Genomic DNA, 12,403 nt, shown 5'->3' with positions numbered 1-12,403 from the left:
CGACGATGCACGACGACTCCCCCGGCACCGCCCTGACAGGCGGAAACATGGACCCCGTCGTGCGCGTCGGCGACACCGTGCGACGCGTCACGGGTCCGTGGACCCCGGCCGTCCACGCGCTCCTCGCGGCCTACGAGACCGCAGGGATCGACGAGACGCCGCGAGCGCTCGGCATCGACGTCGCGGGACGCGAGGTCCTCACGTACGTCGCCGGCGACATCCTCACCGAGCTGCCACCCGACGCGCAGTGGTCGCGGTCGGTCCTCGTCGCAGCCGCGGCGCTGCTGCGCCGCCTCCACGACGCGAGCGTCCCGTTCGTCGAGCTCGACCTTCCGTGGCGCACCACGTCGCACGAGCCCGTCGAGGTCATCTGCCACAACGACGCCGCGCCCTACAACCTCGTCGCCCGCGACGGGGCACTCGTCGGGATCATCGACGTCGACATGGCCTCCCCCGGCTCGCGCCTCTGGGACCTCGCGTACCTCGCCTACCGGATCGTGCCGTACGTCGAGGACGCTCACGGCTACGAGCCCGGGCGCGACGGCGCACGGTCCGCACGCCTGGCCGAGCTTGTCGAGGCGTACGGGATCCCCGTCCCGCACGACGAGGTGCTGCGTGTCGCCGTCCTACGGCTCGACGAGCTCGCAGAGTTCACGGACCATCGCGCCGCCGAGACGGGGCGAGCCGACCTCGTCGCGCATGCCGCGATGTACCGGCGGGACGCGGTACGGCTGCGGGACTTGGTGGGCCGGAGCACGTCCGACGGATGAGGCCACGCGCGCCCCGGGCCGAAGATCAGTCCGCGGTGACGGCGAGAACCTGAGCGACGAGCGTCCCGGGCGAGCCCGCAAGGTCGACACCCTCGGGTCCTCACACGGGTCAGCCCGGTGGTTGGTGAGAGTCGTTGCCTTGTTGCCCTGTTGTCCTGGCTCGTGGGCGTCGATACGGTGGCCTCGACACAAGGGGCGTCACGGACCTCAGGGGACTCCATGAGCAGAACTCACCTTCTCCGGCGAACGTCGACGGTGCTCGTCGCGATGTCGGTCGCCGCGTTCGGAGCGGCAGCCCTCGCCGACGGAGCGCTGTCCGGCGCGGCGAGCTCAGCGTTCGTCGAGGACGCGCAGTCGTTCGCCCGGACCAGCGGCGAGGACCGGGACGACGTCGTCGCACGTGCGCTCGTCCAGGCCGCGCAGGAACCGTACCTGGAGAGCTTCCTCGAGGCATACGCCTCGAGGTACGCGTCCTCGGAGATGACCGGCGACGGCCGGCTCGTCATCCAGGTGACCGGCGCTGTCGAGCCCGGGATGCAGGACCTCGTCGCCAGCAGGGACGACATCGAGCTCGAGGGTGGCGCGATGTACACCGCGGACGAGTCCGCAGCACTGGCGTTCGAGGTGTTCACGGCGATCACCGAGGCCGACGGATCGATCAAGGTCCTGCTCGGCCACGTCGAACCGTCGAACGGGGTGCTCGAGCTCCTGGTATCCGCAGGCAGCGATCCCGCACACGTACGCACCGTCGCGGAAGCCGTGCTGCGAGAGGTGGCCGGGCCTCGCGCGGCCACGACGGTCGTCAAGGTGATCGTCGGCCTGCCGGGTGACGGCATCACCTACGAGCACGCGTGACGTCACGGCAGTCTGACGCTCGCCCCCGCGCGGGCGTGTGAGCGGAGACCGCGGGCGATGAGATAGATCGCCAGCCAGATCTCGAAGGCGAACACCGGGAGCGCAGCCGCACCTGCCACGGCTCCGTTGAGAGGGATGACGCCCCACAGCTGTGAGAGGTTGCTCGCGAGCACGAGGCTCCCTCCCGCAAGACCGAGCACGGCGAGCGCACGCGGCACGGAGCGCGAGTCCCAGAGAAGCCAACCCAGCACGATGGTGTTGACGCTGATCACCAGTCCCTGCCCGAGCAGGAACGACGCCGTGTGCATCGACTTCGCCAGCTCCCAGGACGGCCCCGCGGCCGCGTGGACCCACATCGTGGCGAGCATCGGCAACGCACCTGCGACGATGACCGCCGCCTCCACGCCGCGCAGGGCGGCGAACGTCGCGGCGCGCACCTGACCGGACGTTCGCAGCAGGTGCCAGAGCAGCACTCCCGTTCCGACGCAGCCGAGCGCGAGGGCGAGCTCGAGCGTGACGCCCGCGGGAACGCGACCCGCGCCGTACGCGACGACCGCGGCGACGGAGGTGACGTGCGTGACGAGGTAGAGGATGCCTGCGGCCCGTGCGTGCTGCCGCGGCGCGTAGTGAGACACGGTCCGGTCCTCCGACTGGTATACAGCGTATGCTTGCATTCGCTCACCGTAGATATACGGTGTATACGTGTCAACCCCTCCAGCACCCTCCCCCCGCCCCCGGCTCGACCGCGACCGCGTCGTCGACACGGCGATCAACCTCGCGGACGAGCAAGGGCTGACCGCGGCCAGTATGCGCGGCGTCGCCGAGCGGCTGAACGTCACACCGATGGCGCTGTACAAGCACGTCGCCAGCCACTCCGAGCTCGTCGACCACATGCTCGATCGCGTCATCGACACCTTCCCGGACGCCCGCTCCGGCGAGGACTGGGTGCAGACGACACGGGCGCGGATCCTCGCCGCAAGAACGGCCTTCGCCGCACACCCCTGGGCCCGCGAAGCGATCGAGACCCGCACGCTGGCGACGCCACGAACACTGCACCACATGGACTCGCTCATGGCCGGGATGTTCGAGGGCGGTCTTTCCGCCGACCTCGTGCACCACACGATGCACGCCCTCTCCACACGCATGTGGGGCTTCACCCGAGACGTGCTTCCGACGCCCCAGGCGCCCGCGGACCCCGAGGAACGAGCCCTGGCCATGACAGCCTTCGCCGCCTCCTACCCCGCGATCGTGCAGATGGCCACGACCTCCGACCACGCAGGAGAGGCGTGCGACGACGACGCCGAGTTCAGCTTCGCCCTCGACCTCATCCTCGTCGGCGCCCAAAGGCTCCACGAACGCGGCTGGACACGCGCGACACCGGTGCAGCGCGGGCTCACGGACTGAGCGCGCCGCGGGCAGCCGGTCGCTGGTCCCTTCAGGAAGAACGACGGCGGACCTACGGTTTCGCAGGTCCGCCGTTGCGGATGTCCTGAGACATCACAGGGGTGGGGTGGTGACAGAACTATCTGACCTGCAGCGTTGCGGGGCCTCACGACTGGGTCTCACACCGATTCGGCGAAACGCTCACACCTCAGCGCTCGGGGCTGAGTACGCAGGTACCGTCGCTGCAGGTCAGAAGCCCGTTCAGCACGTCGTTGCCGACCGGCTTCACGAGGCTGCGAGAAGAGCAGGCGGGGCGAGCTGCGCATCGTCGCGATGCTGCTCAAGCACCGCCTTCAACGCGGCCGGTGGCATCGGGGCGCGCCGGCTTCGTCGCGCTCACGGCTATCGAAGACCTGAGGCCTTCAGCAGGCTCTCATGTCGGGCGTCCGACGTGCCGATGTTCGCTCAGAACACAGGGGCGCTTCACGCTACGACTCTTAGGGGGTCTCATGACCAACGGCAGCCTTCCGCCGGGGTGGTACGAGGACGAACAAGGCGCCTCGCGCTACTGGGACGGCACCATGTGGCTGAGGCCTGCTGCGCCTTCTGGCGCGCCCGAAGGCCCGCCACAGAAGGCTCCCAGAGGACGGCGATGGCTTCCGCTGTTCGTCGGGCTTGGCGTGGTCCTTGCTGCGTTCGGCACCGGCGGCTACTTCGTGGCCGCCGACAGGGCTGACCGCGAGGCACAAGCGGCTGCGAGCGCCGAGGCGCTCGATCGTGCCGAGCGCGAGGCTGAGGCTACTCGGCTGGCTGCAGCAGAGGAGGCCGCGGCGAAGCAGTGCGAGGAGTCCGCGCGCGCCGAAGCCGAACGTCTTGAGCTGGAGAACCGTCGCGAGTATGTCGACCAGTTGGAGGAGCACGTGCTCAAGACTGCTAAAGAGCGCCACAAGGACGGCCTCTACTCGGAACGAGTGCTGAGCGCTTCGTGCATGCCCGTGACCGGGTCCGCCATCGAAGCCCTCGACGAGACGTCCACGTCGTTCAGTTGCCTGGCGGTCACACGCGAGAACAAGGACGGCACCCACTCTGGGTACGAGATCGAGGGGCTCATCAACTGGAACACCGGCGAGATGACTTGGGGCTAACTCGCCCGCGACAGCACCTCGCTCGAATCGCCTTCAGCCTGATAGGCGGCTCGCTCCTCCCGAGACGATCATCCCCTCGGCTCCGATGTCCGGCAGGGCGGGGCAGTTCCTCCATCGCGTCCTCGCGGGCACCCTCGCTGCGCTAACCCACCAGTCACCGATACGCGCCGCAGCCCGTTCCCCGCCTCACCACCCACGGTCTCCGCTATCTCGCTGTCTGCCGCAGCGAGGCCCTGCTGAGCGTGTCCAACGCGATGGACCACGCGCGCCCGTCGATCACGCTTGACCACGGCGGACATCTCTCTCGCAAGAGCCTCGCGCCACTCACGACGAACATCGAAGAGGTCGAGTCGCCGGCCAGCTAAGGGCCCGCGCCGACCGGTAATCTTGCGGTATGGGCATGGACTCCAGAGACGACCGGCACTGCGGCGAGAGCCGGGTCTGACACGTGGCCACGCCAAACGAGATGAGGATTGCGGACCTAAGAGCCAAGTACGAGGAGCAGTCCAGCTCCGCCGCATTCGATCGGCTATACACGGACGAGGTCGAGTTCGGCCACATGTTCAGCGCGCTCCACGAGCAGCTGAACGAGCACTTCGAGGCGATCAACGGCAGGGCCCACACCACCCATCACTACTGGGCTGACAACAGCAGGACGCTCCTCGCACTGATCAAGGACATCAAAGACGACCTCTACAGCCTCAAGCGCGCAGGCATCGACGTCACACTCGACCAGCGCTACCAGGACGGGATCGAACGCTGCCAGCCGTGGCTCTCGTATGGGGGCGGGAGCACTGTCCCCGAGGACTTCACCGAGATCGAGATCATCAAGTACGAGCCGGCGTTCATGAGATCGTCTGCGACCGTCCTCCTCGCGAACCAGCGCGAGAGGGTCGACCTGAAGATGGTCGGCTCCGGCTCCTTCGCCAACGTCCACTCGTATATCGACCCCGAATACGGCATCCGGTTCGCGGTGAAGCGCGCGAAGAGCGGCATCGCAGAGCGCGACCTCGAGCGATTCAAGCGCGAGTTCGACATCATGAAGCGACTGAGCTTCCCGTACATCGTCGAGGTCTACCGCTACAACGAGGGTCGCGACGAGTACCGGATGGAGTTCTGCGACGACACCCTCCGAGCCTACATCCGCAAGCGCAATGCCACATTGAAGTTCTCCACGCGCAAACGCATCGCCCTGCAGTTCCTCTACGGCTTGAACTACATCCACGGCGAGAGGGTCCTGCACCGTGACGTCAGTCTGCAGAACGTGCTCGTGAAGACATACTCGAGCGGGGCCGTCATCGTGAAGCTCTCGGACTTCGGGCTGTCCAAAGAAGCCGACTCGGACTTCACTCTGACCAAGACCGAGCTCAAGGGCACGATCCGCGACCCGCAGCTCGAGAGCCTCAAGGAGTACAGCACCGTCAACGAGATCTATGCGATCGGGTGGGTGCTGCACTACATCTTCACCGGGAAGGAGTCGCTCTCGCACGGCACCGACCCGGTCGCCAACATCGTGAAGCGGTGCACCGACCGGGACCCTGCCAGCAGATATCAGACGGTCCTGGAACTCATCGCCGATGTCGAGACGCTCGCGCCCGGCCCGACGGATGCACCCGCGTAGAGCGGCACACCAATCGGTCCGCAGCGCCGGTGTGCCCCTGACGCACCCCGACCTGTCTCGAAGTCCACGCTGACCAGAAACGGTTCGTCCTCCCTGCCTACTTTGCAGCCACTTCGCCGATGCGGCGAGTGGGAGACAGGCGCCGTACGGACTCCTCCCGAGAGGATCATCGCCTCAACTTCAGGCGTCCAGAAGGCGGGGCAGGCTGCTTGCACCACGACAGTCGCTGGCTCGACGGTCCGCGACCGACCGCACTGCCGCTCCCCCGTCCTGGACAACTCTCTGGCCTTCCGGCAGCGCAGACGGGACTGCTGCACGAACGGCGGCCCGATGAACCCCGAAGACTCGTGCCAGCTTCTTCATCGAGACTCCCGGCCGGCACCCATCGCAAATGGCCCGCTGGACCTCAACAGGAAGTTCCTACGGCGTGCGGACGTTGGCTACGGTTGGCGCTCGATCCAGTCGTTCCGATCCTGCTCGCTCGACCAGATCCCGAAGTTGACAGGTTGCCTCCGTTGTTTTCGAGTAAGCCCCCAGGGCGCCCACCAACATGAATGGTGGCATCGTTCTCATTTAGACAACCGACAGATGCGAAGACGCCCCGATAGGCATCACTTCGCGTGCCCGGCTGGGTTTCCATTGCACGCCGTCCGCGCTATTCACGCGCCTCGCTACCTTTATTTCGGAGTTCGAGTCGCTTCAGAAGGCCATATCGGTACCCACATTTGGCGACGTTTGCACCAGGGGCGTTCATGTGCCGTTGACACAGTGCTCGTACTTGACACGCCCGAAGCCCCTGTCATAATCATGAGCACTATGGAGATCAAGCTGGGTCACGACGAAGCCGCCGACGCACTCCGGCAAGCCGACGAACGCATGGCGAGCCAGACCAACGGGAGCGGTCCGTGGACCGTGATCTACGACAGCTGGCATGACTCCGGCGATCGGAGCGGCGGACGCTTTGCCGCGTTTTCCGCGCCGAGCTATCACGATCGTGCGATGCAGAGTGCTGGATGGGACATGTCCGTCGGCGGTGGCTTCCCGGGATTCTCGCAGCATCACGAAGGCGGCGAGTGGGTCAGCACGTACCACCGCAACGTCGACGGTCCAGATCTCGAACCGCTCGTCCTCGTTCAGGAGATGCATGGCGCTGCCCCTGATGCCTACCTGATCTCTGAAGAGTTCCGGCTCCTCATGCATCTATGGGAAGACAAGGCCACGGGGAACTACTACAGCATCGGCGACGATGGATCCAAGGAGCTTGCCATCGAGTTCGCCGGACGCCAGATTCGTGTTCGGACACCGCTCTTGCGTCGATACCAGGCCGCCCGCCAGCTCGACCTACTGCTCTTCTCGGACACTCACGTGGCTGTAGACACAGATGAGAAGCCGGAAGCCTTCGCGAATCTGAACGAAGAGGACCACGTCGAAAAGGACTCGGTCATCTTCATAGGAGTGGGTGGTACTGGCCTTGGGCGTAACCAGATCCACTCTCGACTGCTTGCCAAAAGAGTCCTTCCACCGCCTCCGCAGGAGCAGTGCGGAATCTGGCCGTGGGAACGCGAGGATGAAGCGTATCCCGCATTCGTAATCGACGAGGACGAGAACGGGCGTCCAGTGAAGTTCACCTGCGAGGAGGACAAGCTCGCAAACTACTTCGGAAAGAACCCTGAAGCTCCGCACTATCTGACGCCCGTCTTCTTCAAGCCAGAGGTGCTCAAGCGCTACTACGACGACCCAACCCTCTATTCGGTAAGTGACGGCAGACTCAGCTGTGGGCATCTCTGGGGTGTCCAGATCGATAACGGAAACCCCGCGGCTGTCATGGTGTTCCTTGGTGATATCGGTCGGGACATTCCGAGCAGCCATCGCGACCACTGGCGTGCATACAACATCCCGCCTGTCTCGAAGATGAGCAAGTCTGCGTTTCGACGCTCTTTCCTTGCCCAGTTTGCCGAGACGGAGAACCCCGAACACCTCTTCAAGAACGCGTATCTTGCCATCCAGCGCGCGTGGACCGAGAACTGGGGATGGGGCCTTTACCGCGAGGCTGAAGGAGGCGACGCCGAATTGATCTCGCGCGTTCGAATCCCTCTCAACGACACTGATACCGAGTTCGAAGCACAGTTGCTCAGCCTCGCGAAGCTCCTCGTCGACCTGCTGAACGAGCCTGCGATCGCCGCAGGCCTCCCGTCAATCAAGGACGAAAAAGGCATCTCCAAACTCAAGCGCTTCCTCGAAGCTCACGGCTACGCGCACATCGATCGCGACATCGGATTGCTACGTCGTATTCAAAGCCTCCGGTCGCGCATAGCCGCGCACACGTCTGGTTCGAGCGGGCAGGCCTTCCTGGCTAAAGAGCTCGATGGCTTAAGCAAGCCCGACTTCATCGAAAAGCTAATGCGCGAAGCCACTCAGATGTTCGCCGACGTATCGGAACTGGATCCTGATGAGTAGCTCAGATTCACAGTCGAACGGCGAAGCTGCTGGCGATACACTCAGCCTCAAGAATCTCAGTAAAGAAGGTTACGACCTTATGACCTGAGTTGGGTCAGCGGCTTAGTGCCCTGACGACGGCATCCTGATCGCGTCGAAGAGAGCCTCTTTGTCAGCCGGGAGCGCTGGGGCGACGTCGGTGACGGCGCCGCCGGCCTCGATGGTCACCGAGCGTAAGGGCCGTAGATCGCGCAGAACCTTGGGGATCGATAGGCCCGTGCGGTCCTGGATCGCGCGGGAGACTGCCAGCGCAGTGAACACGATGGTCAGGTGAGCCTCGATGGCTTCACGGGTGCGCACGAAGAACGGACGAGCCCGCAGGTCCGTCTTGGACATCCGGAAGGACGCCTCCACGTGCCATAGTGAACCGCCCCGGGTTTAGTGGAGGCTCGGTTCTCTGGTCGCCACGAGCGTAGTGACCAGCTGCTGCCGGCAGGAATCGGCCTCACGCTCAGCCGGCGGGACATCGCCGAGCTCGGTGTGAAGACGTCGATTGCCCGACCAGTCGACCCACTCCAAGGTGGCGATCTCCACGTCGTCCAAGGTTCGCCATGGACCCCGCCGGCGGATGACCTCGGTCTTGTAGAGCCCGATCGTCGACTCCGCCAGAGCATTGTCATACGCGTCTCCGACCGTCCCGATCGAGGCCCGCATCCCCAAGGCCGCCAGGCGCTCGGTCAGCGCCAGCGAGACGTACTGAGACCCGGCATCGGTGTGATGGATCACGCCGCTCAGATCCGAGACTCCAGCACGCCCGCGGGCCCAGACGGCCATCTCCAAGGTGTCGGTGACAAGGTCCGCGCGCATGCTCGTATCGGCCCTCCAGCCCACGATCATCCGCGAGAACACATCGATGATGAACGCCACGTAGACGAACCCCGCCCACGTGCGCACGTAAGTGAAGTCCGCCACCCACAGCTCGTTCGGCGCCGACGCGCTAAAGGCCCGGTTGACCAGGTCCCCGGCCCGGCAGCCGTCCTTGGCCGGGATCGTGGTGCGCTTGACCCCGCCACGCACCACGCCCCGCAGGTCTTGGTCGCGCATGAGCCGCTCGACCGTGCACCGCGCCACCGGATGCCCCAGACGATTCACGTGCTTCCACATCTTCCGCGCCCCGTAGACGCCGTAGTTCGCCGCATGCTCGACCGCGATGACCTCGCTGAGCTCCGCGTCGGCCACAGCCCGCGCCGAAGGCAGGCGTGCCTTAGCGGCGTAGTAGGTGCTCGGGGCGACCTGCAGCTCACGGCAGATCGTCACAACCGGCAAAGTCTGACCTGTGCTTGTCGATGTACTCGACGATCACCGATGCGGGCGGCCCGGCTCCGCCGCGAAGAAAGCCGACGCCGACCGCAAGATCGCGTTCGCGCGGCGCAGCTCACGGTTCTCCCGCTCGAGCTCGGCCAACCGCGCGGCATCGGCGGTCGTGGCCCGGGCGGGTGCCGGCGTCGATCTCGGCCCGCTGAACCCAGCCGCGCAACGTCTCGGAAATGACCCCGAGCCGCTCACCGATACGCCAGCACGCGCCAGCCGCCGAGCCTGGGTCCTTCTTCGCCTCGAGCACGAGCCGGATCGCACGCTCGCGAAACTCCTCGGGGTACTTCCTGGGTGCTGCCATGACTCTCATCCGACGTTGGTTGAGAGCCTCTACAAAACCCGGGGCGGTTCACTATGCTTGGCCAATGATCAGGCCACCGGAGATGCGGTTCCCTCCGGCTATCTGGGTGCCCGTACGTGGCCGTGCGCAGGTGATCCTCCCGTACAACCCAACGAACACGCGGGCGAACCCACTCTGGCTGCGGGACGTTTTGGGCGCCCGCATCCAGATCCGACACGTCGGCGACGGAGTCTGGGAGATCGTCCGGGGTCACGCTGACACACTACTGGCCGCTTGCATCGAACGTTTCGGGCTGGGCGCCACCACCGTGATCACCGATGCCGCCCAACAGCAGAAGTGCGGGCCACGGTGCCAGGACGGCAACCCGAGAAACGCCCTCCACTGTCAGTGCCAGTGCGGCGGGGCGAACCACGGCGGGGTCGGCGGTTGGACGATGCGGGGAGAGTTCGCGATTCAGACTGACGTCACCCGTCGTGTCTTCCTCGTGTAACCTGACCTGATCGGCCTACTCGAGCGGCCTTGACACGAGCGACTTGTCATCGTCCCGTCTCATGGACGACTCGAGGCCACGAGGCACTCGACGACTTCCACGTCCTCGCGCACTTTGGCCCACTCCCGCAAGCAAGCCGAGTCCGCGGTCGCCTCGAAGCCCTCTCGATGGCGGTAGCAGTGGAGTCCGCGGGGCTCCTCGCCGACGAGGATCAATCCCTCTCACTCCCGGCCGAAGAACCATGTGCAGAGTGACCTGTTGGCCGGAGTTTTGCACCACCCCCGACTTGCACGCCGAGATCCAATGGCAGGCCGCCTCACTGCCGCGACCGATCCCGGCGCCTTGACAGGGCCAACTGACCAACGACAGCACCGAGCTTCGGGGTCTCACGCTGCCCCTGCGATTGCCGCTCCGGGAGAAGCCAACTCTCGCCCCCATCTCGCCGTGGCGCGGCGCGACGACCGCGAACCGCGCCCCGGGAGTTGGCTTCCAGTGCACCGATTTCCTCCACACGATGAGTCCGATGCATCGGTACGATGGTCGATACGATGCGATTGACTGGCTCCAGGAAGCCAGTCTCAGGTACGCGAGATCAGGGAAACATGTACAGCATTCATTCGAACGACGACGACAATGCCAGCTTTGAGCAAGCCCCCTGGACCGGCGGCGGAAGCTCCTCGAGTCCTGGCTGCTTTACATACATTGCAGCATTCGCGACCATAGGCATTATTTTCGGCATGCTCAACTCCTGCGGAGGTAGTGAAGGCAAGACGACCACCTCGACCGTGGTTCGTTCCACATCTCAGCCCGCGCCGCCTGCACGTCCCGGGATAGCAGTCTCTCGCGATCAACTATTCAGCAGCGATGTCGTTGATCTACTGAACAGGTTTGATGCAGCCGGCACCGCCGAACAGGTCCAACTGTGCAAGGGCGTTCGATCGGCACTGAACGGAATATCTGACGCGGAGATCACACAGCGCTCTTCCGCCATGTCTTCCTACGACTTCTCAACACTCAATTCTCTTACCGAGGATTGCCTTCGGCTACTTTCATAGAAATCGCCTCAGATCCAGGCGCACGTTTCCGGGGAGCCACGTGCCGAACTGGGACGAGAACTCAATGAGCAGGCGAGTCCGCGGCAAGCGCAGCACTCGTCGCTGCGCGGCTTAGCCATCGATTCCACGACGAGATCTCCACTAAGGTCAACTTCGCACGAGCGCACGCACACTGAACCTCAGTGGACATTCGTGCGGGACGCGTGTAGGCCATAAAGAAGTCTGACGGTTGGCGGCGACCAGCCGCTTGCACGGTCCGCAATTGGCGGGCAACCCCGCTTTGCGCCTTTGCAGCAGATCTATTCAGGAACGCGTCCACTATTTCTCGGACCATCGGCCACTACTTGGGTCACACCGTCGGCAGCATTATCGAGAGTCAGTTCGAAGGTGGAGTTTCCAGTCCGTTGTCACGCCCAACGTGTTGCGACCCTACGCGATGGGTGCGCAAGGAGTCAGGCAGGGCGATCGATCACCATCCGCGCGATTCCTAACGTCCCGACCGCAAATCCCGGTCGTACGATTCAACTTCCGCTACGCGTAGTCATCCATGACTGTCGCCGTGCAGCACTACGCGATCAAACCCTCAGGGACGGATTTTCGATCGCCCGCATTAACGGCGTCGTCGCCAGCCACTCCTCCGGGTCCAGGTCCGCGATGCTCACCCCGGTGAGCTCCATCGCGAGCAGCTCTCCGGCCGTGGTGCCGTCGGCGAAGCCCGCGAGCAGGTCTCCCATCGCCCACATGTGCAGCAGCATCGCCTTGCCACGCAGCATCTCCGCGACAGCCTGCAGGTGCTCGCCCGTCATCGCCGACAGCTCGAGCACCTGCGCCTCGCGCGTCACCCAGAACCGTCCTTGGCCCAGGACTCGCACGTCGAGCCGGCCCGGCTCGACCTCCCACATCCAGACAGGTACTTCCGCATCACATGACGTCATGCACCCCATCGTGCCCCTGCACCTCCCCTGGGCAGTGC

Annotated in this window: 8 protein-coding genes and 2 pseudogenes; 6 read left to right on the top strand and 4 right to left on the bottom strand. The window is 64.9% G+C overall.

The window, feature by feature from the left end; translation table 11 throughout:
* Window positions 1-5 precede the first annotated feature (5 nt).
* Together G7063_RS05740 and G7063_RS05735 are read left to right on the top strand one after the other, a co-directional pair.
* The gene (locus tag G7063_RS05740; protein WP_166413543.1) at window positions 6-770 is read left to right on the top strand and encodes a phosphotransferase; all 765 of its coding nucleotides are present in this window, start codon (window positions 6-8) and stop codon (window positions 768-770) included.
* A 219-nt stretch (window positions 771-989) separates the two neighbouring features.
* Window positions 990-1,625 carry a hypothetical protein gene (locus tag G7063_RS05735; RefSeq protein ID WP_166413542.1) on the top strand — a complete coding sequence of 212 codons (636 nt, stop codon included), beginning with the start codon at window positions 990-992 and terminating at the stop codon, window positions 1,623-1,625.
* 2 nt (window positions 1,626-1,627) lie between these two features.
* On the opposite strand, the gene G7063_RS05730 is transcribed toward G7063_RS05735, so the two are convergent.
* The gene (locus G7063_RS05730) at window positions 1,628-2,260 is read right to left on the bottom strand and encodes a DUF4386 domain-containing protein (RefSeq protein WP_166413541.1); all 633 of its coding nucleotides are present in this window, start codon (window positions 2,258-2,260) and stop codon (window positions 1,628-1,630) included.
* A 67-nt stretch (window positions 2,261-2,327) separates the two neighbouring features.
* Between G7063_RS05730 and G7063_RS05725 the strand changes: the two genes are divergently transcribed.
* The 4 genes from G7063_RS05725 (at window position 2,328) to G7063_RS05710 (ending at window position 8,231) form a co-directional block, all read left to right on the top strand.
* Window positions 2,328-3,029, top strand: coding sequence for a TetR/AcrR family transcriptional regulator (locus G7063_RS05725; RefSeq protein WP_240916200.1), 702 nt, complete (start codon window positions 2,328-2,330; stop codon window positions 3,027-3,029).
* Window positions 3,030-3,517: 488 nt separating this feature from the next.
* The gene (locus G7063_RS05720) at window positions 3,518-4,153 is read left to right on the top strand and encodes a DUF2510 domain-containing protein (protein ID WP_166413540.1); all 636 of its coding nucleotides are present in this window, start codon (window positions 3,518-3,520) and stop codon (window positions 4,151-4,153) included.
* A gap of 448 nt (window positions 4,154-4,601) precedes the next feature.
* A complete protein-coding gene (locus G7063_RS05715; RefSeq protein ID WP_166413539.1) occupies window positions 4,602-5,774 on the top strand; it encodes a protein kinase family protein in 1,173 nt (390 codons plus the stop codon).
* Between the two features lie 816 nt (window positions 5,775-6,590).
* On the top strand, window positions 6,591-8,231 hold the full coding sequence (locus G7063_RS05710) for a hypothetical protein (protein WP_206188215.1): 1,641 nt from the start codon (window positions 6,591-6,593) through the stop codon (window positions 8,229-8,231).
* A 102-nt stretch (window positions 8,232-8,333) separates the two neighbouring features.
* Here the strand turns inward: G7063_RS05710 and G7063_RS05705 are convergent.
* The 3 genes and pseudogenes from G7063_RS05705 to G7063_RS05695 form a co-directional block, all read right to left on the bottom strand.
* Window positions 8,334-8,633: pseudogene (locus tag G7063_RS05705) on the bottom strand (IS1634 family transposase); the annotation flags it as partial.
* A gap of 15 nt (window positions 8,634-8,648) precedes the next feature.
* Window positions 8,649-9,885: pseudogene (locus G7063_RS05700) on the bottom strand (IS3 family transposase).
* A 2,120-nt stretch (window positions 9,886-12,005) separates the two neighbouring features.
* Window positions 12,006-12,332, bottom strand: a complete 327-nt coding sequence (locus G7063_RS05695; RefSeq protein WP_166413538.1) for a hypothetical protein — start codon at window positions 12,330-12,332, stop codon at window positions 12,006-12,008.
* Window positions 12,333-12,403 lie beyond the last annotated feature (71 nt).

This window comes from Sanguibacter sp. HDW7 (assembly GCF_011300875.1).
Lineage (GTDB): Bacteria > Actinomycetota > Actinomycetes > Actinomycetales > Cellulomonadaceae > Flavimobilis.
Note: the sequence above shows the minus strand (reverse complement) of the source record. Positions and strands in the feature narration are given on the sequence as shown.

Excerpts from the sequence above, each read along its gene's own strand:
- G7063_RS05740 (WP_166413543.1), top strand. The coding sequence starts at position 6 with ATGCACGACGACTCCCCCGGCACCGCCCTGACAGGCGGAAACATGGAC.
- G7063_RS05735 (WP_166413542.1), top strand. The coding sequence starts at position 990 with ATGAGCAGAACTCACCTTCTCCGGCGAACGTCGACGGTGCTCGTCGCG.
- G7063_RS05720 (WP_166413540.1), top strand. The coding sequence starts at position 3,518 with ATGACCAACGGCAGCCTTCCGCCGGGGTGGTACGAGGACGAACAAGGC.
- G7063_RS05710 (WP_206188215.1), top strand. The coding sequence starts at position 6,591 with ATGGAGATCAAGCTGGGTCACGACGAAGCCGCCGACGCACTCCGGCAA.
- G7063_RS05695 (WP_166413538.1), bottom strand. The coding sequence starts at position 12,332 with ATGTGGGAGGTCGAGCCGGGCCGGCTCGACGTGCGAGTCCTGGGCCAA.